The following is a 20,632-nucleotide window of genomic DNA, read 5'->3' as shown; positions in this document are numbered from 1 at the left end:
CTTTCATTATATGAAGGCATAAAGTCCAATAAAAAAGCCCAAAGATGACTTCAGGCTTTTTCGAGATTTAGTGAAACTAATTTGTTAAATATTTACTCAGCAGAAATATCTTCAAAAAGAATTGAAGATAAATAGCGCTCACCACCATCTGGCAGAATCACCACGATATTTTTGCCTGCATTTTCAGGACGTGCAGCCAGTTGCGCAGCTGCAGCCATTGCAGCACCACTTGAAATACCCACCAAGATGCCTTCTTGAGTCGCAGTTTTACGTGCCCATTCCACTGCATCGCTACTAGTAATGGCAATCACTTCATCGACCAGATCCAGATCCAGGTTCTTTGGAATAAAGTTCGCGCCAATACCCTGAATTTTATGTGGTCCTGGAGTGAGTGTCTCACCACGTTTTGCCTGACCAATAATGGCAGATTCAGCAGGCTCTACAGCAACTGAATAAATCGGCTTGTTTTTCACTTTTTCAAAAAAGCGTGAAATACCGGTAATCGTACCGCCTGTACCTACACCCGCTACCAGAATATCGACATTACCTGCAGTCGCTTCCCAGATTTCAGGACCGGTCGTCTCTTCATGGATTTTTGGGTTAGCTGGATTTTCAAACTGTTGTGGCAGGTAATACAGTTCAGGATTTTCATTCACTAAACGTTGTGCTTCTTCTACTGCACCTTTCATGCCTTTGGCTGGATCTGTCAGTACCAGATTGGCACCTAGTGCTTTCACTACTTTACGGCGTTCAATACTCATGCTTGATGGCATGGTTAAGGTAATGTCATAGCCTTTAGCCGCTGCTACAAATGCCAGCGCAATACCGGTATTACCGCTGGTTGGCTCAACAATGTGCATGCCCGGCTTCAATTTACCTGACTTTTCTGCATCAGCAATCAAGGCTGCGCCAATACGGCATTTCACCGAAAATGCCGGGTTACGGCTTTCAATTTTCGCAAGTACAGTCGCTCCGCCAGAAATGGCACGATTGATACGAACCAGAGGTGTATTACCAATCGCTTCTGCATTATTGCTATAAACCGCTATACCTAAATTGGCAGGTGTTGGAAAAGCTGAATCTGTAGTCATTAGAATATCCTTGATGTTATTCGCCAAGATGTATTTACATGATACAAGCATTTTCCGGCTTTGTAGATGCCTGAAACAAGATGGGATCATGATAGTAGTTTGAAATGAAACATCTTCTTCCTAAAAAACCGGAACACGATAAAATTATCTTATATTTTAATTAGTAAATTATAACTATTCTTGATAACACAATTCATTAAAAACCATAGTAATTCACGCTTTCTATCCATCAATTCACGCTATTCGAGTCGTATAATTCGCGGGCTGTAATTGTATAAATGGACATAGTAAATGAAAACCGATCTTGAAATTGCCGCGATGCGGGATTCAGCTCAACAGGTTGTCGGTATTTTAAAGTTAATGGCCAATACGGACCGACTGCTCATTTTATGTCATCTCTCCCAAAATGAACTGAATGTCTCTCAAATTGAAGAGATTACCGAGATCAGACAGCCAACCCTGTCTCAGCAGCTCATGATTTTGCGTAAAAGCGATGCGGTAAATACCCGTCGAGACGGTAAACAGATCTATTATTCGATCAAAGACCAGAACCTGGTAGAAATGTTAAACAAGCTTTATCAAATCTACTGTGTAAATCAAGTAGTCGCTTAAAGCTGCTATTTGCCTCATTCGTCCTGTTTTATTTTAAAGCGATCTGCCTGATTTAAATTTTCTCTATTAAGAGTTTTAAGTCTTTTGCCTTGATCCTTTGTCCCCTCATTCATTTTTTAAAATGTGAATGATCACCTATTTATATCCTAAGACTTCTTAGCAGAATTTGTGCATAATATATCTATATTTGTGATTTAGACCTGTATATGCCAAATTTTAAGTCTAGACTGCTCAATAGACTCCCTGCCTGGTCATGGTTAAGTCAGTACAACCCGGTGAAATTGAAATCGGATGTACTGGCGGCCCTGATTGTCGTTGCAATGCTGGTACCCCAAGGAATGGCCTATGCCATGCTGGCAGGTTTGCCACCGATTATGGGACTCTATGCCAGTATTCTGCCAATGATCATTTATGCCTTATTGGGTGGCAGTACGACTTTATCGATTGGACCGGTAGCCATCATTTCCATGATGACCTTTGCCACACTGAATCCATTATTTGAAGTGGGTTCTCCGGTCTATATTGAAGCGGCAACTTTATTGGCATTGATGGTCGGCATTATTTCCCTGTTTTTGGGTGTGTTTCGTTTCGGCTTTTTGATTCAGCTGATCAGCCATCCGGTCATTCAGAGTTTTATTATTGCTTCGGCTCTATTGATTGCTTTTGGTCAGTTCAAGTTTCTGGTGGATTTGCCTTTAAAAGCCAATAATATTCCCGAGCTGGTGAAAAGCCTGGTTGAATATTTGCCACTTTTGCATCTTCCGAGTCTGATCTTTGGCCTGCTTTCTATCGGTTTACTGGTTTATCTGCCCAAACTATTAAAATCTCAAGCGGTACAAAGCCGGATCGGTTCGACTGATTTTCTGGTTCGGGCAGTTCCACTGATTCTGGTTTTTCTCGGTATTGCAGCCGTTCTGTTTTTGGATTTAAAAGTTCAGGGCATTAAAACCGTCGGTGAAATTCCTTCTGGCTTTCCGCCTTTGTCTTTCCCACACTGGAACTGGGAATTGGTGATGACCTTATTACCGGGTGCCAGCATGATTGCCATGATCAGCTTTGTAGAATCTCTCTCTATTGCTCAGGCAACGGCGCTACAGCAGCGTAGCAATTTAAATAGCAACCAGGAACTGATTGCGCTCGGTGTAGCCAATATCAGTGCTGGAATCAGTTCTGCCTTTCCAGTGACCGGTAGTCTGTCACGTACTGTGGTTAATGCTGACGCTGGCGCCAAAACACCTTTGGCTGGCGTATTGTCTTCTTTATTGATTGTCGTGGTCAGTCTGTTCTTTACCAGCTTCTTTGAGGATCTACCACTGACCATTCTGGCTGCAACCATTATTGTATCTATCTGGAAACTGGTCAATTTCCAGCCTTTTATCGATGCATGGCGTTATTCCAAAGCTGACGGCATTGCCATGTGGATTACCTTTTTTGGTGTGGTATTACTCGATATCACCACTGGTCTGATCGTCGGGATAATTTCGACCTTTATTCTTATGCTATGGCGCATCAGCCGTCCTCATATTGCAGTCGTGGGACTGGTCGAAGGCACCCAGCATTTCCGGAATATCCAGCGTCATCAGGTGATGACTTCTGATCGGGTTCTGTCTCTGCGTATTGATGAAAACCTAAGTTTTTTAAATGCGCATACTCTTAAAGGTTATCTGATTAATCAGTTAAGTTTAAATGACAAGTTAGAGCATGTGATTTTGAACTGCTCCAGTATCAGTGCGATTGACTTGAGTGCTTTGGAAACGCTGGAAGAACTCAATGCTGAATTGTCTAAACTGAATATTCGACTGCACTTTGCAGAAGTGAAAGGCCCGGTATTCGACCGCTTGCAGGCCTCCAAACTAATGACACATTTAAGTGGACGGATTTATCTCACTCATTTTCAGGCAATTCAGGATCTGGCACCGGAAATTTTCGAAAAGCCTCAGCATTATATGATTTAAGATTTTTCAATTCTTTGCATGATAGATATGCTGTCATGCAAAGAATTGAACTGAAACATAACTGGAAATGATTGATTTAGATTCTATATTCATTTAAAAAATAAAGATTAAAAACCGATCATTGAATCTGGCTATTTCTAAGAATTTTGTATGGAAATAATACGATCAAGATAAAAAATCATCTTAATTATTTATTAATTTTCAGATACTTAAATATTATCTAAAAATATATTTTAAGCGATCCTTAATTTAAGTATAAAATAACGCAAATTTTTTTCGCATTTAGCCCTCGTAATTTTCACAAGGCAACCTTATGTTTTCTGCCCTATCGCGTCTGAGTTTAGTCTCCCGAATCATCATCGCCATTATTCTAGGCGTTGGTGTGGCTCTGTTATTTCCTGAAGCTGCACCTTCCTTAAGCCTGTTGGGTGATCTGTTTATTAAGGCACTAAAATCCGTCGCGCCAGTTCTGGTTTTCATTCTGGTTCTTGCATCAATCGCAAATTTCCAGGTTGGCCAGACCAATTCAACGATAAGACCTATTATGCTGATGTATGCTGTCGGCATGTTCCTGGCAGCACTAAGTGCTGTCATCGCCAGTATTTTATTTCCAAGTACATTGTTCCTGGATATTGCAGCGCAAGGTGATTTACAGCCACCAGGCAGCCTAGGTGAAATTCTCAAAAATCTGGTGCTGAGCTTTGTGGCGAACCCGGTGGTTGCCATTGCTGAAGCGAATTTTATTGGGATTCTGGCATGGTCAATTGCGTTAGGGATTGCCTTCCGTCATGCATCGCACACAACTAAAACCTGTTTAAATGACGCTGCCAATGCAATCAATTATGTAATTCGTCTGGTGATCAGCTTTGCGCCAGTGGGTATTTTTGGTCTGGTTGCCGTGACTTTTGCCGAAGCCGGTCTTGATACTTTGACCAGCTATGCGCATTTATTAGCTGTTCTGCTGGGTACAATGGTATTTGTAGCCTTAGTGATTAACCCATTAATGGTGGGTTTCATTACCCGTCGCAATCCATATCCACTGGTCTTTACCTGCTTACGTGAAAGTGGCATTACCGCGTTCTTTACTCGCAGTTCTGCTGCCAATATTCCAGTAAACCTGGACTTGGCAAAACGCTTAGGTGTAAAAGAGACTACTTCAAGCGTAGCAATTCCTTTAGGTGCAGCAATTAACATGGCTGGTGCATCAGTGACGATTACCGTGTTGTCTTTAGCTGCAGTAAATACTTTAGGTGTTAATGTTGACTTCACCACTATGCTAATTCTTTCTATCGTAGCGACTGTGTCTGCGTGTGGTGCTTCAGGTGTGGCTGGTGGTTCACTATTGCTGATTCCCGTGGCTTGTGGCTTGTTCGGGATCTCTTCAGATATCGCGATGCAAGTGGTAGCAATTGGTATGGTGATCAGTGTATTGCAGGACTCTACCGAGACTGCACTCAACTCATCTACCGATGTTTTATTTACAACAGCAGTAGACCGCGCTACAGATTGATTTTATATTGAAGAATCAAGATGTTTTTCTAATGATATTGCCATGCCATTACAGCGTTTACCATCGTGGGTTCAATTGGGTGCATTCTTCCTTGCGGTAAATGCCGGAATGATTAATGTATTAGGACTGGTGACCGTGTTGCATCAGTCCGTTTCACATATGACCGGTAACGTCAGTATGCTGGCGATGGCGCTGCTGGACTGGCAACCACGCCAGATTTTGTATCTGATTCTGGTTACGCTCTGTTATGTGATTGGCTCGATGTATAGCGGGCTGATTTTAGGAAATAGTCACTTTCGCTTGGGACGCCTGTATGGTTATCCTTTAAGCCTAGTGGCTTTTTTTATATTCATTTGCTGGCTGTTATTGCCCTATTTCCCGCGTTATGCCTTGTTATGGGCCTGTGTCGCGATGGGTGTACAAAATGCCATGGTCAGCCACTATAAAGGTGCGATTATCCGGACCACCCATTTGTCTGGTGTACTGACCGATTTAGGTCTGGCTATGGGCTATCGCCTGCGTGGTCTGGTCGTAGAATCCCGTAAAGTGATCCTGCATATGCTGATCTTGGTCGGCTTTTTAATGGGTGGCATACTTGCCAGCTGGATTTATCCTTATTTAAAATTAAATGCATTCCTGGTCCCTACAGTGTTAAGTCTGATGCTTAGCCTGACCTATTGGGTGATCTATTTACGTTATCGACATCAACACGACTAATTTTTGGAAACTCTCATGGTTAAAAATGCATTACAGGCACAATTGTTAAAGGCAGGCCTAGTCGATAATAAAAAAGCCAAAAAACTGTCTAAACAGGCTATACATGAAAAGCGCACAGGCGACAGTAAAGAAGCCGAAATCAAGGCAAAGATTGAGCAGGACAAACAGGAAAAGCTGGCTAAAGACCAAGCCATTGAACAGGCGAAAAAAGTCCAGTTGCAGGAAAAAGAACTCAAAGCGGCCATCATGCAGATGATTAATCAGCATAAAATCCGCGATACGGATGGTGAGATCAGTTATCAGTTTATTGATGACAGCAAGATCAAGAAAGTTTATATCAACCAGCAGATTTATAATGCACTAGTCGCTGGCAGTCTGGTGATTGCACGTGAAAATGAAAGTTATGCCTTCCTGCCTAAAGCTCTGGCAGATCGTATCAATTCAAAAATGGAAGGCTTTATCATTGTGAATAATTCAGAGAAAAATGAAGAAACCACTGATGAAGAAGATCCATATGCAGCTTATGTGATTCCTGATGATTTAATGTGGTAAGCACATTTTCCTTAAAAAGGAAAGCATAAATAAAAAACCGGCATATTTGCCGGTTTTTTTAATCTGTTTCATTAAGTCTATGTCAGCTTGCCTTTTGCATATTCTTGTTTTAATAGATAGCAAATTTCACTCAATTCAAATCCTATTTAGTAACTTTAGATTTCATATAACGAGCCTTAAATGAAAGCGCTAATCACTAAAATTTAGTCTGTAAATACTCAATAAACCCCTCAATTTTCTTAATCACGTATAAGCAGATATGCAAAGGACTCACGTTATTTTGCTAAGCTTTTTCTACTCTATACTTTGCTCTTTCTAAGAGCGCTATTACATAATGTATAGAGCTTTTAAGAATTTTTTTCGGATCTTTTTTTGAATACAAGTAACGATCAATTTTTTCAAAAGATTCATCATTAACCACTATCTCCAATATAGTGTTATTAATTTCATGGCTTATTGATTGCTCAATATGTTCCAGTTCATAGGAATGTAGAGCTTGTGCTATAACTATTTGAAGATTTTTCATTTTTAATGATTAAGATTATATGATTTTAATCCTAGCACTATCGTAAGTATATAAAATGTAAAATAAACATTAAGTTATGTCGAATTAACATAATTAAACGCTATATTAAATTCTTTAATTCACTTTGACATTTTTAATTTTTTAAAGTTAGAAAAAATACAAGCTAGGCTGTTATATCAATTTTTCACGTTTCCTAGCCATTAACCAATCAATTTCCATTGATCTATTTAATCTGAATTAACCTGAAGGAAAAAATAAATGCCTGAATAGTGATTAAGTTCGCATCCTCTAAGAAAGATATGTTTTAAAAGGTTATCCAAGATTAAAAAATTGCGTTTAAACCTATAAACTCTAACAAATTTTTTGAGTTAAAGAGAAAGATCAGTTGGAACAGTTTAATTTTATTCAGAATATTCGAGATTGGGCCGATCAGTACCCATGGCTGGAAATGTTATCTTCACTGAGTATTGTGATTTTACTGGCCATCCTTGCCAATGTGTTTGCCAAACAGATTGTCGTACGTGGCATTCGTCAACTGATTTCCAAAATGCCCTTTGCCAATAATCAGATTTTTGCTGAACATAGCGTGATTCGCCGGATTTCCAATATTGTTCCGGCAATCGTGATTATGAACGGGATTACCACAGTTCCACATTTATCCGACAAGGTACAAACTTTTGTACAAATGGGTGCTCAGGCATTTATTTTCCTGACCATTGCTCTGGCGCTCGGTGAATTACTGAATATCTTTAACCTGATTTATCAGCGCAATCCCAAGTCACGCAACAAGCCGATTAAAGGCTATTTACAGCTGGTCAAGCTGATCATCTTCATTGTTTGTGGTCTTATGATTTTAGGCACTTTCCTGAAAAAAGATGTATTCACCTTGCTTGCGGGTTTTGGTGCGATGGCCGCTGTCCTGATGCTGGTCTTTCAAAATACCATTCTGTCACTGGTCGCTTCGGTTCAGATTTCATCTTATGACATGGTGCGTATTGGTGACTGGATTGAAATGCCGACCCTGAATGCCGATGGTGATGTCATTGATATGTCATTACATACAGTGACTGTGCAGAACTTTGATAAGACTGTGACCACGATTCCAACCAATAAACTGGTGACTGATACCTTTAAAAACTGGCGCGGTATGCAGGAAGCAGGTGCCCGTCGGATCAAACGCTCAATTCATATTGATCAAACTAGCGTGCATTTTATGACGGCAGAAGAACAGAACAAGCTGAAAAATTTCATCCTGCTTGATCAATATCTGAATACCAAATCAGAAGAGCTAGATAAATTTAACCAGCAGCTCCAGCACCATTCACAATACAACCAGCGCCGTCTGACCAATTTAGGCACGTTCCGCGCTTATTTGGAATTTTATCTGCAACAGCATCCTGGCATTGCCAAAGATTTCTCATTGATGGTGCGTCAGTTACAACCGACCAGCGAAGGTTTACCACTGGAAATTTATGCTTTCACCAATACGACGGTTTGGGCAGAGTATGAAAATATCCAGTCCGATATCATGGACCATATTCTGGCGATTATTTCGGAATTTGGATTGAAGGTGTATCAGGCGCCTTCTGGGAGTGATTTTAAAGAATCTTTTAACGCGAGTTCTTCATCTCCGATTATCACTTAAACTAACCTTTCAACTTAAGCCCGAAATAATCTTTTATTTCGGGCTTTTTTATTCAGTATTTAAAATGAATTCAGGCTCTTATTTTTAGTTTTCATATCAGCTGGCATAAATCTGGCATGAGTTTCTGCTCTGCAACCTAAAGTTTGATTTAGTTAAACATTTGTGGCAATTTCACTCAAATTCAGACTTCAAAAAGCAGAATCCTTTATAATCCTCGCAAAGAAAATACATGATAAGAGTACGTGAATGTTTCGATGGCTTGAACGGCTGGTAGATCCCTATCCCACCAAAAACCTGAATCAACCTTTACCCACCAGCTTTTTCCCCTTTGTCTGGCAGGCAGCTTATGGGGTACGCCGTTATTTGCTGATTCTAGTATTGTGTACCGCAGGTGCAGCCAGTTTTGAGGCCTTACTGTATTCAAAAATTGGCGATCTGGTAAACTGGTTGAGCCAAAGTCAACCAGAAACTTTTTTAGATCAACATGCCAGCAATCTGACCTTATTAAGTATTATCTTGCTGGCCAATATCCTGTTTGCCAGTGCCCAGTCCCTGATCAAGCATCAGATTTTATACAGTAATTTCCCGATGCGTCTGCGTTGGCGCTTCCATAATTTATTGCTCAAACAGAGTTTGGACTTCTTCCATAATGATTTTGCCGGACGTTTATCGGCCAAAGTCATGCAAACGGCGCTGGCGATCCGGGAATTCTGGGTCATTTTAGGCGATATGCTGGCCTATGTGCTGATTTATTTCGTCACAATTAATATTGTTTTAGGTGCTATTTCACCCTTACTCATCCTGCCGCTTATGGTCTGGCTACTCTTGTTTATTTGTGCCGCCTGCTATTTCATTCCAAGATTAAGCAAGATTTCATCCTTACAAGCGGATGCGCGTGCAGTCATGACCGGACGTGTGACTGATGCCTATACCAATATTCAGACCGTAAAACTGTTTGCGCATGCAGGCCGAGAAAGTCAGTATGCCAAATCCTCCATGCAGGAATTTATGGTTACGGTATATAAACAGATGCGTCTGGGCGCTCAATACGAAATCAGCATTCTGATGCTAAGTGTTGTGCTATATGCAGGTGTGCTGGGAACTGCAATCTGGCTGTGGATGCAAGGTCAAGCTCAGCTCGGGATCATTGCAGCAACCACAGCGATGGTATTAAAGCTGAATAGTATTGCCGAGTTTATGATGTGGCAGACCTCTGCCCTGTTTGAAAATGTCGGTACTATTCAGGACGGAATGAAAACTCTGGGACGTCGAATCAATATTCAAGACAAAGAAGATGCGAAAGAACTGGAACTGAAACACGGTGAGATTAAATTCGATAATGTCACTTTTGCCTATAATGAAAAACCGGTGATTGACCAGTTTAATCTGACCATTCGTCCGGGTGAAAAAATCGGCATCGTAGGTCGTTCCGGTGCCGGTAAATCGACTCTGATTCAATTGTTACTGCATTTCTATCATCTGAATCAGGGCCGTATTCTGATTGATGGCCAAGATATTGCCGATGTCACTCAGGACAGTTTGCGTAAAAATATTGCGCTGGTCACTCAGGATACGTCTTTACTGCATCGTACTGTAGCTGAAAATATCAAATACGGCCGTCCGGATGCAACTGATGAAGAAATGTTTGAAGCTGTACGCAAGGCCAAAGCAGAAGAATTTATTCCGAATCTGACTGATTTGCGTGGCCGTAGAGGCTATGATGCTTATGTCGGTGAACGTGGCGTGAAGCTTTCTGGTGGACAGCGTCAACGTATTGCCATTTCCCGGGTATTCCTGAAAGATGCACCGATTCTGATTCTGGATGAAGCCACGAGTGCTCTGGATTCTGAGGTCGAAGCGGCTATTCAGAATAGTCTGGATGACTTGATGCAAGGTAAAACGGTTATTGCCATTGCGCATCGTCTTTCTACCATTGCGCAGATGGATCGTCTGATTGTGATGGATCAAGGTAAAATTGCCGAGCAAGGTACGCATGATGAACTGGTTGCCTTAAACGGAATCTATGCGCAGCTATGGCAGCGTCAAACCGGCGGGTTCTTGGTACAGCAACATGCCAAAACTGATAACTTACACGAAGCATAATCGCTCTATTCAGTAGTAACTGACATCTACAACAGAAACCGAAGCGTTCTATTTGAGTCATTAGAATAGTAATGCTTCGGTTTGCTTTTATGTGAATATCGTCTATTCCATAAGAATTTTTTAAGTTTAGATTTTTCTAAAAGTGATCCTGTTTTGAATTAGAAGAAATCTGTAGCCTTAAAATTAAATCCCTAAAATATCTCTGTTTTACATTGATTTCCAACTTTAAATTAGGCTACTCTGCTTTAAGTTGATTGAAATCTGCTTGTGGAAATTGCCGCAGCTTTGTCCAACAATTTTTATCAAGAAAATGGCTTTTTCATGCCAATATGAAGTGAAAATAAAAAAATTTGAATGAGTGCAACGGATCGCGCATGAAAACAATAGCTCCACGCCAAGACCAAGGTATTCCAGGTGTATACGGTCTCTTGCTTCTCGATGTCATTTCCCGCTGGGGGTATAATAATGAGTCGCTTTTTAAGCCTTTTGGCCTGACCAGTGAACAGTTGGCAGATCCTGATTATCGTATTCCGACCCCTGTGGCCAATGAACTGGTCAAGCATGCCCTGAAACTCACTGGTGAACCGACATTGGGTTATCACTTAGGTACCCAGATGCGGATTTCAATTCATGGTTTTATCGGTTATGCCATCATGACGGCGAATAATATTACCGAAGCTCTGGTGCTGGCGAATCGATTCATTCAGTTACGTTTACCCTTCCTGCAGTTATTTTTCTCGACCTTTGGCGCTAAGGCAACGGTACAGCTGCAAACTGATATCCAGCTTGAACCGCTTCGTACCGAAATTTCGATTGCCCTGATGATTGGTCTGATCAGTATGGCTAAGGCTATTACCGGGGTTAACGATGCAACTGGTGAAATCGACTTCGATTTCAAAAAGCCGGAAGGCTTTGAACGCTTCATGGCGAAATTTCCTACGCACCAGTTCCGTTTTGAACAGCCGCATTTAATTTTAAGCTTTGATAAAAGCTACCTGATGAACAAGTTGGTACATGCCGATCCAATTGCCAGCCAGATTGCGATTAACCAATGTGAAGCTGAATTATCTGCACTTGGTGAACGACACCGGATTGCCATGCGGGTACGAGATATCCTGACTCATTCCGAACAGCATTATCTGAGTATTGAAAGTGTAGCTGAACGCCTGCATATGTCAGATCGAACCTTAAAGCGTCAGTTGGCCGCTGAAGGTACTTCTTTCTCTACGCTGGTGGATGAAGTGCGCTACCGGCATGCCACTTCCTTATTATCCCGTACAGACTTTACTCTGGAGCAGATCGCTGATGAACTTGGCTATAGTGATGTGGCCAATTTTAGTCGGGCGTTTAAGCGCTGGAGTGGTCGTAGCCCGAGCAACTGGCGTAAAGATCCTTATTTATAAGCAAGGATAAACCTTTTGTTTTGACCAAAAAGAATGTATAAAACATATCAAAAATGATCTTAAGATTTTTAGGGAGTTATCAATGAATCATCCTTCAGAATTAAAGTACGCAAGTACACATGAATGGGTACGCATTGAGGGTGATCTTGTTGTGACCGGTATTTCCGACCATGCACAGGATGCATTAGGTGATCTGGTTTATGTAGAAGCACCAGATCTTGACTCACATATTACTGCGGGCGAACAGGCTGGCGTGGTTGAATCAGTGAAAACAGCTTCTGATATTCATGCGCCTGTCTCTGGTACAGTCGTTGAAATCAATGCTGCACTTGAAGATGATCCTGACTTCATTAATGATGACCCGTATGGCAAAGGCTGGATCTATAAAATCAAACCGGACAATATGGCAGATGTAGAAAAGCTACTGTCTAATACAGAATATGAAGCTGGCCTATAAGCTACTTTGATTTAGTATGGAAAAATAAGAATCAGCCTGCGGGCTGATTTTTTTACGCATTGAAAACTTCGTATTTAAAGCTCACCATCAAATACAATGTATTTATATCGGAATTTTATTGTATTTTTCACACATTTTTCTTAAAGTCTTTGCTGTACCTGCTATCACTCGCATCAGATAGCTCAGGCTGCTTTATAAAAATAATATTCATGCTCATCGCAGCATTTCCCTATAGATCAATTTAGGAAAATTATGAAATCCAATCTATTGCCTTTATGGACCAAGCCTTTTGTGCTGTGTCTGGCCAATAACCTGTTTTTATTTATTTTCTATTTTGCACAAACCACGATTTTACCGATTTATATCCTGAAAGAATTAGGCGGAAACTTAGCTCAGGCTGGTCTTGCCATGACCTTGTTCATGATTTCAGCGATTGCGGTACGTCCATTTAGTGGCCTGATTATTGAAAAATTGGGTATCCGTAAAACCCTGATTATTTCTGGAATCTTTTTCAGTCTATTTTCCCTAGCTTACTTGCTTGCCGATCAGCTGACGACCTTATTTATCATCCGTTTTTTGCATGGGATCTGGTTTAGTATTTTGACTACAGTCTGTGTTCCTGTGGTGAATCAGTTTATTCCAGAACAGCGTAAAGGCGAAGGCATGGGCTATTACGTTATGTCAGTCAATCTGGGTATTGTTCTTGGACCTTTGATTAGCTTAAGTCTGATTGAATACTGGTCTTATTTTCAGATCACAACGCTGCTTATTGCATTAGTTTTTATCGGATTTGCTTTCTGCTTAATGATTCCGGTCAAGGAGCCTGAGAACATCATTCAAACTGTTCCTGAGAAAAAAGGACTGGTGTTGTCTGATGTTGTAGAAAAGAAAGCGCTGCCTGTTGCTGTTCTGGCAGCTCTGATTTCCTTCTCTTATGCCAGCATCATGTCTTTTATTGCACCTTTTGCTGCCAGTAAAAATCTGATGACTTATGCCAGTTTGTTTTTTGTCGTATTCGCCATTTCCATGATGAGCTTGCGTCCAATTACCGGAAAAATTTACGATCGTAAAGGCTCACAATATGTGATTTATCCTGCGCTATTAGTATTTAGTTTAGGACTCTTTTTACTGAGTCAGATTCAGACCCTATGGGGATTTCTGCTAGCTGCGGTATTGATTGGTGTCGGTTTTGGCAGCGCACAACCTTGCATCCAGACACTAGCCATTCAACGTGCACCGAAACACCGGATTGGTTATGCAACTTCGACCTTTTATACCTTCTATGATGTAGGAATTGCGGTCGGCTCGCTACTGATTGGGGCGCTTATTGCGACTTATAGTTATCAGTTCGCCTTTATTCTGTGTGGTTTACTCACCTTATGCAGTATTGTTTACTTTAAACTGGTCGTTCAAGTTAAGACTGCCTAATACAAGTTAATGTCTAAATATAATAAAAAAAAGGCAGATAAACTGCCTGTTTTAATTCTGACACGAAGAAGTATTTATTCAGATGCTGAAGTATTTTCTTGTTCTTTTTCTTCAGCTTTCGGTTCTTGCATCATCGTGAATTGTGTTGCTTCTCCGGCAGCAGGATTATCTTGGCGGTTGCTTTTCAGCTTGATCTGTAAACGTAATTCATTAGTCGAATCGGCATTACGCAATGCTTCCTCATACGAAATCGCCCCCTCGTTATACAGGTCAAATAAGGCCTGATCGAAAGTCTGCATGCCCAGTTCACGAGATTTGCCCATAATAGCTTTCAGCTCATGAAACTCGCCTTTTAAAATCAGATCAGAAATCAAAGGTGTATTTAACATAATTTCAATCGCAGCCCGCCGGCCTTTCCCATCCTGAGTACGAATCAGACGCTGGGAAATAATCGCCTTCATATTAGAAGATAAATCCATCAATAACTGATTACGGCGTTCTTCCGGGAAGAAGTTAATAATCCGGTCCAAAGTCTGGTTGGCGTTATTGGAATGCAGTGTGCCCAGACATAAATGTCCGGTTTCAGCAAAGGCAATTGCGTGTTCCATGGTTTCGGTATCACGAATCTCACCAATCAGAATCACATCAGGTGCCTGACGCAAGGTATTTTTCAGCGCATTGTGCCAGGAATGGCAATCGACTCCAACTTCACGGTGAGTAATCATGGATTTCTTGTGTTTATGTACATATTCCACCGGATCTTCCACGGTAATGATATGCCCCGCCGAATTTTCATTGCGGTAGTCAATCATCGCTGCCAGAGAGGTCGATTTACCTGAACCCGTTCCTCCTACAACCAGTACCAGACCGCGTTTTTCCATAATCACGTGTTTCAATGATTCTGGTAATTTCAGTTTCTGGAAATTTGGAATTTCTGCCGTAATGGTCCGGATTACCATCCCGACCTGAAGCTGTTGTACAAAAACATTTACCCGGAAGCGCGATACACCCGGTACAGTAATCGCGAAGTTACATTCTAGTTCAGCTTCAAACTCTTGACGCTGTTTATCATTCATCAAGCTATAAGCGAACAGTTTGGTTTTTTCAGCAGTTAAAGTCTGTTGTCCAAAGGGCTTCATTAAGCCCTGATGTTTAATACTCGGTGGAAAATCTGCGGTAATAAATAAGTCTGAGCCCCCATATTCCACTACTTTGGTCAGCATGTGATGCATGAATTTTTTTGCTTCGTCCAACAGTTCTGCCGTGAACATTCTCTTCCCCTGGAAATACACAATTACATGAATTTAAATGCTTGATTCATGCCAATATCATTTGATTTTTATTGTGCAGCGTTTTTTTTAAAGCCTCAAATTGATTTGATTTATAAAGAAAATATTTTTGGAATATTATGTGATGAAGTTCAACAAAATATCAATTAACTAGGCAAAATTTGCATTTTAAAAACTACTTCATTTTAAAAGAATATTACGATGAACAAGATCATATTCAGGATAAATGCAAGATGGTGAAACTGAATTCACCAGGTAAGTAAGGATAAAATTAAAAAATTAGATAGGTGGCTGAAAGCTGCCTTGCTTAAAAGCCACCATTAAAGAAGATTTATGACTCAGTTCTATTGAACTGAATAGTAATCTGTTTATTAAAAAAAGATTAATCAGGAGAAAGTACACGCGATCCGGACTGTTCCAGAAGTGAAATCTGTGCATTTTCTGCCTGTAAAACAGGATTAATACGACTGCTCTTCAGCTTGATTTGCAAACGTAATTCATTGCTGGAGTCTGCATTACGCAAGGCTTCTTCATAAGAAATAATGCCTTGGTTATATAAATCAAATAATGCCTGATCAAAGGTTTGCATGCCCAGTTCCCGCGAACGAGCCATAATCGTTTTAAGTTCATGGAATTCACCTTTACGAATCAGGTCAGAAACTAAAGGGGTATTTTGCAGAATTTCTACCGCAGCCCGACGACCTTTACCATCTTCAGTGCGAATTAGCCGCTGAGAAATCACGGCTTTGATATTAGCTGATAAATCTAGCAGTAACTGATTACGGCGTTCTTCTGGAAAGAAGTTAATAATCCGGTCCAGTGCCTGATCGGCATTATTGGAATGAAGTGTTGCAAGACATAAATGGCCAGATTCAGCAAAGGCAATTGCATGCTCCATACTGTCTGTATCCCTGATTTCGCCAATCACGATGACGTCAGGTGCCTGCCGCATGGTATTAATCAGTGCATTGTGCCAGGAAACGCAATCTACACCAATTTCACGCTGGGTGATCATCGAGTTTTTATGCTGATAGACATATTCCACCGGGTCTTCGATCGTAATAATATGCCCTTCAGTATGAGTATTACGATAATCAATCATGGCTGCCAATGTAGTCGATTTCCCGACACCCGTTGCACCAACTACCAGCACCAAACCACGTTTCTGCATGATGACCTGTTGCAATGAAGCTGGTAAGCCTAACTGCTCAAAGCTTGGAATATCTGTCGTAATGACCCGAATCACCATGCCTACATTGTGCTGTTGCTGGAAGACATTAACCCGGAAGCGCGACACGCCCGGGATGCTAATACTAAAATTGCATTCCATCACCGATTCAAATTCCTGAATCTGTCGCTCATTCATCAAGGCATAAGCAAACAAACGGGTCTTATCGGCTCTGAGCTTCTGCTGACCAAATGGTTTCATTAACCCTTGCTGTTTGATACTGGGCGGGAAATCAGCTGTAATAAAAAGATCGGAACCACCATATTCCACGACTTTGGTCAGCATATGGTGCATAAATTTACGTGCTTCATCGAGTAATTCAGTTGTATACATAGCAAGCTTCCCGGGATCATTACTCATCCGCTGTTTAAAAACAGTATCAGGCTGACCTCTAATAAATTATTGTTATTGTTTATTTTTTTAAATTAATTATTTTTTATGAATTTTTTAAAATCGTTTTAATACTCATTGTTTTAATTTTCAAAATATCGAATTGTTGCTTTCAGCATTTAGAAAAATACTTCTGAACAACCATATCCGATCATAATATCTTTCCTCAACGAATTGAGGAAAGATAAGATCGTGAGTTTAAGCGCTACGCTTTAAACTTTCGCATCGCAGTGAATCAGCCATATTTAACAATAATTGCTCGGTTTTTGTCCAGCCCAGACATCCATCAGTCACTGACTGGCCGTAAACCATATCTTCAGAGATTTTCTGATTGCCATCGACCAGATGACTTTCGAGCATTACACCCCGCACATTGCTGTGCAAACGTTCAGCGACGATTTGCTCCAGCACTTCAGGTTGTAGCATTGGGTTTTTTGAACTATTACCATGACTGCAATCAATAACCAGGGCCGGCAAATCGGTTGAGTGTTTCGCTTTAATTTTTTCAATTTCAGACAACTGGTAGTTCGGACCACTATTTGAACCACGCAGGATCAAATGTGCTTTTGGATTCCCTTTTGAGCTCAGGATACACGGCAGACCCGATTGGCTCATGCCCATGAACTGATGTGGATTGGAAGCTGACTGAATAGCATCAAGAGCAATTTGAATCGAACCATCTGTCCCATTTTTGAAACCGATGCTGTACGGCATATGGCTGGAAATTTCACGGTGAATTTGTGATTCACTGGTACGCGCGCCAATCGCGCCCCAGGCCAATAGGTCATCGAAATACGCCGTTGCCATTGGACTTAAGATCTCTGAGGCAATCGGCAGACCCATGCTAATCAGTTTTAGGTACAGTGCACGAGATTTTTCCAGACCCAATTGCATATTGGATGAGCCATCAAGTTCTGGATCATACAGGAAGCCTTTCCAGCCTACAGTAGTACGTGGTTTTTCAATATAGGCCCGCATAACCAGGAAAATTTGATCAGAAACCTGTTCCTGAAGTTGTTTTAATTTTTCTGCATATTCAAGTGCGGAAGCTTCATCATGAATGGAACATGGTCCGGTAATCACCATTAAACGGTGATCTTTACCCTCTAAAATATTTTGAATAATTTGACGCTGTTCAGCGACTTGTGCAGCCAATTGCGGAGACAGTGGCAATTGCTGCTTAAGCTGCTGTGGCAAAGCTAAAATGGTTTCTGTTTGATGTTGTTGTGATGTATGTGCAATATTCATGACTTTAAATCCTGGGACTGGCAATCAGTCCAAACTTTTATTTGAGCGTTATGGGTCTAATCGAAGATGTCGAAAGCGTCATTAGCTGGCTAAAGTAAGACCAATAAAAGTTGCTAAAGTATGAATAGTTAAAGTTTGTCATGGCTGTCTCCAAAGAATTGTTAAATCACATGCATAAAAAAACCTGATCAGGGTTGCCGATCAGGTATTAACTGGTGGGCAACCTTTTCATTGCCCAAACGCATTCAGGCAATTATCTAAACTGCCAGAAATAAAAATAAGCGTTTGAAATGATAGGTTGCTTTAACATGTTTATGTCTTTCATAAAAATGTGAATCTGAAATTAAAATACGCGCTCTATCCAGTTTTGACAAGTAGTAAATATAAAAAAATATTTATCAGTATTTATACTTTTACTTATCGCCCTAGAATTCTAACCTTTCAGATATTAATAATGGACAAAGTCGTGACGGTCAGCAGACTTTGCCCATTTCCTTAAAACCAAGAGCATATTAGATCTTGGTTTTGGCATTTGCAATTAACGGGTTACGCGATTCCATGCATCACGTACTGCAAATTTTGCCTGTTCCCAGTTCAGACGTGACTGGCCTTTTGCCTGTTCCCATTTTACTTTCAGATCGCTTTCTACATCTTCAAAACGGGTATTGGCATCATATGCTCCACGGTTTTCATAACCGACACGATAGGCCGCATCATAGTCACGATCGTAATCTAAATCGCTATACGTGGTACGGGCATCTGAATAATAAGGGGTTTCAACGGCATTATCTCGCCAGAATGCTGCTTCTTCAGTCGGGTGCACAGCTTCGCCTACGCCTTTACCTGCGAGACCACCGACCACTGCCCCCACAACACCGCCTACTGCTGCACCGACCGGACCGCCTGCTGCACCGACCGCTGCACCTGCAGCTGCGCCACCGGCAGCACCTACGCCTGTGCCAATAGGATGTGCACCTGGCTCGCCGCTAATTGGATCGGCATTTAAATCATCACGGACATCTTTAGGAGAATTTTTAATACGATCAAATCTATCATTCGACATAGAGCTTATCCTTATTCTTTAAAATGATTCTTAAACATGGTTTTAATCGCGTCTATCGATACGCTTCTATTCACTATAAGCATCTGGCATGTAATAATCTTAGAAGCCTTGTGTTTTTTAGGTAAAGCTCTGTGGTGCTTTGATAGGCAAATGTATCTGATATACCTTAATTATTAAAATAAAAAGGCCGGTGTTCACCGGCCTTTATGAAGTTTAAATCGCTAAATCATCTTAATCAAAATGAATCACGCTACGGATCGACTTGCCTTCATGCATCAGATCAAAGGCTTCATTGATCTGTTCTAATGGCATCGTATGCGTCACAAATGGTTCTAATTGAATTTCGCCTTTCATGGCCTGCTCAACCATGCCCGGTAATTGAGAACGACCTTTAACACCACCAAATGCCGTACCCATCCATTTACGACCAGTCACTAACTGGAATGGACGAGTCGAGATTTCTTTACCTGCACCTGCTACGCCAATAATCACAGACTGACCCCAGCCACGGTGTGCACATTCTAGTGCTGAACGCATTACGTCGACATTACCAATACATTCAAAAGAGTGGTCTACGCCCCAACCGGTCATTTCCACAATCACTTGCTGAATTGGCTTGTCATAGTCTTTTGGATTCACAAAATCAGTAGCGCCAAACTGTTTAGCCAGTTCGAATTTATCTGGATTGGTATCCACGGCAATAATACGGCCGGCGTTGGCCTGGCGAGCACCTTGTACAACTGCAAGACCAATACCGCCTAAGCCAAATACAGCGACGCTATCGCCTTCCTGTACTTTAGCAGTGTTATGTACTGCACCAATACCGGTAGTCACGCCACAGCCCAATAAACACACTTGCTCATGGTTAGCTTCAGGGTTAATTTTCGCCAGAGAAACTTCTGCAACGACTGTATATTCAGAGAACGTTGAACAGCCCATATAATGATAAATCGGTTGGCCATTATAAGAAAAACGGGTAGTTCCATCTGGCATTACACCTTTACCCTGAGTCGCACGAACCGCTACACACAGGTTGGTCTTACCCGATTTACAGAACAGACATTCACCACATTCTGCTGTGTAAAGTGGAATCACATGATCACCCGGTTTCAGACTCGTTACGCCTTCACCTACCTCAACGACCACACCCGCACCTTCGTGGCCTAAAATGGCTGGAAATACGCCTTCCGGATCATCACCAGACAAGGTAAATGCATCGGTATGACATACGCCAGTATGGCTAATTTTTACCAGTACTTCACCTGCTTTTGGTGGAGCAACATCTACTTCCACAATTTCTAATGGCTGACCTGGGCCAAATGCAACCGCTGCACGTGATTTCATGTAAAACGATCCTTTTATTACTGATTTACAGATGGTTAACAGTAACCTCTTTCTATTCGGAGATTCAACCA

General features: G+C 41.3%; 16 protein-coding genes and 1 pseudogene. 10 read left to right on the top strand and 7 right to left on the bottom strand.

The features are described 5' to 3' along the window. Window positions 1–92: 92 nt before the first annotated feature. Window positions 93–1,091: a cysteine synthase A gene (gene cysK / locus AC4MCD_RS06920; RefSeq protein ID WP_159122914.1), complete on the bottom strand. Its 999-nt coding sequence runs from the start codon at window positions 1,089–1,091 to the stop codon at window positions 93–95. A gap of 291 nt (window positions 1,092–1,382) precedes the next feature. On the opposite strand from cysK, the gene AC4MCD_RS06915 reads away from it, so the two are divergent. From AC4MCD_RS06915 to AC4MCD_RS06895, 5 genes are all read left to right on the top strand, one after another. Beyond that, on the top strand, window positions 1,383–1,703 hold the full coding sequence (locus AC4MCD_RS06915; protein WP_214002265.1) for an ArsR/SmtB family transcription factor: 321 nt from the start codon (window positions 1,383–1,385) through the stop codon (window positions 1,701–1,703). Window positions 1,704–1,909: 206 nt separating this feature from the next. Then, complete coding sequence (locus AC4MCD_RS06910) at window positions 1,910–3,658, top strand: SulP family inorganic anion transporter (protein ID WP_491876765.1); 1,749 nt, start codon at window positions 1,910–1,912, stop codon at window positions 3,656–3,658. 313 nt (window positions 3,659–3,971) lie between these two features. After that, window positions 3,972–5,168 (top strand): serine/threonine transporter SstT, encoded by a 1,197-nt coding sequence (gene sstT, locus AC4MCD_RS06905; RefSeq protein WP_004785593.1) that lies wholly within the window; start codon window positions 3,972–3,974, stop codon window positions 5,166–5,168. Window positions 5,169–5,210: 42 nt separating this feature from the next. Beyond that, window positions 5,211–5,885: a YoaK family protein gene (locus AC4MCD_RS06900; RefSeq protein WP_419364428.1), complete on the top strand. Its 675-nt coding sequence runs from the start codon at window positions 5,211–5,213 to the stop codon at window positions 5,883–5,885. 15 nt (window positions 5,886–5,900) lie between these two features. Further along, the gene (locus tag AC4MCD_RS06895) at window positions 5,901–6,437 is read left to right on the top strand and encodes a DUF2058 domain-containing protein (protein WP_419364430.1); all 537 of its coding nucleotides are present in this window, start codon (window positions 5,901–5,903) and stop codon (window positions 6,435–6,437) included. A 196-nt stretch (window positions 6,438–6,633) separates the two neighbouring features. Here the strand turns inward: AC4MCD_RS06895 and AC4MCD_RS06890 are convergent. Beyond that, window positions 6,634–6,963, bottom strand: a pseudogene (locus AC4MCD_RS06890) (hypothetical protein). Between the two features lie 385 nt (window positions 6,964–7,348). Between AC4MCD_RS06890 and AC4MCD_RS06885 the strand changes: the two are divergent. From AC4MCD_RS06885 to AC4MCD_RS06865, 5 genes are all read left to right on the top strand, one after another. Next, on the top strand, window positions 7,349–8,608 hold the full coding sequence (locus AC4MCD_RS06885; protein WP_491876764.1) for a mechanosensitive ion channel family protein: 1,260 nt from the start codon (window positions 7,349–7,351) through the stop codon (window positions 8,606–8,608). Window positions 8,609–8,854: 246 nt separating this feature from the next. Then, complete coding sequence (locus tag AC4MCD_RS06880) at window positions 8,855–10,711, top strand: ABC transporter ATP-binding protein (protein ID WP_419364434.1); 1,857 nt, start codon at window positions 8,855–8,857, stop codon at window positions 10,709–10,711. A 374-nt stretch (window positions 10,712–11,085) separates the two neighbouring features. After that, window positions 11,086–12,114: an AraC family transcriptional regulator gene (locus AC4MCD_RS06875; RefSeq protein ID WP_104426084.1), complete on the top strand. Its 1,029-nt coding sequence runs from the start codon at window positions 11,086–11,088 to the stop codon at window positions 12,112–12,114. A gap of 82 nt (window positions 12,115–12,196) precedes the next feature. Next, a complete protein-coding gene (gene gcvH, locus AC4MCD_RS06870; RefSeq protein ID WP_104426083.1) occupies window positions 12,197–12,571 on the top strand; it encodes a glycine cleavage system protein GcvH in 375 nt (124 codons plus the stop codon). A 252-nt stretch (window positions 12,572–12,823) separates the two neighbouring features. Then, window positions 12,824–13,999, top strand: a complete 1,176-nt coding sequence (locus tag AC4MCD_RS06865) for an MFS transporter (protein ID WP_491876763.1) — start codon at window positions 12,824–12,826, stop codon at window positions 13,997–13,999. Between the two features lie 74 nt (window positions 14,000–14,073). Here AC4MCD_RS06865 and AC4MCD_RS06860 read toward each other — a convergent pair whose 3' ends face one another. The 5 genes from AC4MCD_RS06860 to AC4MCD_RS06840 form a co-directional block, all read right to left on the bottom strand. Then, window positions 14,074–15,270, bottom strand: a complete 1,197-nt coding sequence (locus AC4MCD_RS06860; RefSeq protein WP_005235842.1) for a PilT/PilU family type 4a pilus ATPase — start codon at window positions 15,268–15,270, stop codon at window positions 14,074–14,076. Between the two features lie 400 nt (window positions 15,271–15,670). Continuing rightward, entirely contained in the window at window positions 15,671–16,849 is a 1,179-nt protein-coding gene (locus AC4MCD_RS06855) for a PilT/PilU family type 4a pilus ATPase (RefSeq protein ID WP_419364440.1), read from the bottom strand. Window positions 16,850–17,104: 255 nt separating this feature from the next. Beyond that, window positions 17,105–18,154, bottom strand: a complete 1,050-nt coding sequence (locus AC4MCD_RS06850) for a 3-deoxy-7-phosphoheptulonate synthase (protein ID WP_419364442.1) — start codon at window positions 18,152–18,154, stop codon at window positions 17,105–17,107. A 538-nt stretch (window positions 18,155–18,692) separates the two neighbouring features. Then, window positions 18,693–19,217: a hypothetical protein gene (locus AC4MCD_RS06845; RefSeq protein WP_419364444.1), complete on the bottom strand. Its 525-nt coding sequence runs from the start codon at window positions 19,215–19,217 to the stop codon at window positions 18,693–18,695. Window positions 19,218–19,448: 231 nt separating this feature from the next. After that, window positions 19,449–20,561, bottom strand: a complete 1,113-nt coding sequence (locus AC4MCD_RS06840) for an S-(hydroxymethyl)glutathione dehydrogenase/class III alcohol dehydrogenase (RefSeq protein WP_419364446.1) — start codon at window positions 20,559–20,561, stop codon at window positions 19,449–19,451. Window positions 20,562–20,632 lie beyond the last annotated feature (71 nt).

It is taken from the genome of Acinetobacter sp. CAU_H_78, from assembly GCF_058599365.1.
Note: the sequence above shows the minus strand (reverse complement) of the source record. Positions and strands in the feature narration are given on the sequence as shown.

What these genes read in the sequence shown, in the direction of transcription:
- cysK (WP_159122914.1), bottom strand. Translation starts at nt 1,091, where the DNA reads ATGACTACAGATTCAGCTTTTCCAACACCTGCCAATTTAGGTATAGCG.
- AC4MCD_RS06915 (WP_214002265.1), top strand. Translation starts at nt 1,383, where the DNA reads ATGAAAACCGATCTTGAAATTGCCGCGATGCGGGATTCAGCTCAACAG.
- AC4MCD_RS06910 (WP_491876765.1), top strand. Translation starts at nt 1,910, where the DNA reads ATGCCAAATTTTAAGTCTAGACTGCTCAATAGACTCCCTGCCTGGTCA.
- sstT (WP_004785593.1), top strand. Translation starts at nt 3,972, where the DNA reads ATGTTTTCTGCCCTATCGCGTCTGAGTTTAGTCTCCCGAATCATCATC.
- AC4MCD_RS06900 (WP_419364428.1), top strand. Translation starts at nt 5,211, where the DNA reads ATGCCATTACAGCGTTTACCATCGTGGGTTCAATTGGGTGCATTCTTC.
- AC4MCD_RS06895 (WP_419364430.1), top strand. Translation starts at nt 5,901, where the DNA reads ATGGTTAAAAATGCATTACAGGCACAATTGTTAAAGGCAGGCCTAGTC.
- AC4MCD_RS06880 (WP_419364434.1), top strand. Translation starts at nt 8,855, where the DNA reads ATGTTTCGATGGCTTGAACGGCTGGTAGATCCCTATCCCACCAAAAAC.
- AC4MCD_RS06875 (WP_104426084.1), top strand. Translation starts at nt 11,086, where the DNA reads ATGAAAACAATAGCTCCACGCCAAGACCAAGGTATTCCAGGTGTATAC.
- gcvH (WP_104426083.1), top strand. Translation starts at nt 12,197, where the DNA reads ATGAATCATCCTTCAGAATTAAAGTACGCAAGTACACATGAATGGGTA.
- AC4MCD_RS06865 (WP_491876763.1), top strand. Translation starts at nt 12,824, where the DNA reads ATGAAATCCAATCTATTGCCTTTATGGACCAAGCCTTTTGTGCTGTGT.
- AC4MCD_RS06860 (WP_005235842.1), bottom strand. Translation starts at nt 15,270, where the DNA reads ATGTTCACGGCAGAACTGTTGGACGAAGCAAAAAAATTCATGCATCAC.
- AC4MCD_RS06855 (WP_419364440.1), bottom strand. Translation starts at nt 16,849, where the DNA reads ATGTATACAACTGAATTACTCGATGAAGCACGTAAATTTATGCACCAT.
- AC4MCD_RS06850 (WP_419364442.1), bottom strand. Translation starts at nt 18,154, where the DNA reads ATGAATATTGCACATACATCACAACAACATCAAACAGAAACCATTTTA.
- AC4MCD_RS06845 (WP_419364444.1), bottom strand. Translation starts at nt 19,217, where the DNA reads ATGTCGAATGATAGATTTGATCGTATTAAAAATTCTCCTAAAGATGTC.
- AC4MCD_RS06840 (WP_419364446.1), bottom strand. Translation starts at nt 20,561, where the DNA reads ATGAAATCACGTGCAGCGGTTGCATTTGGCCCAGGTCAGCCATTAGAA.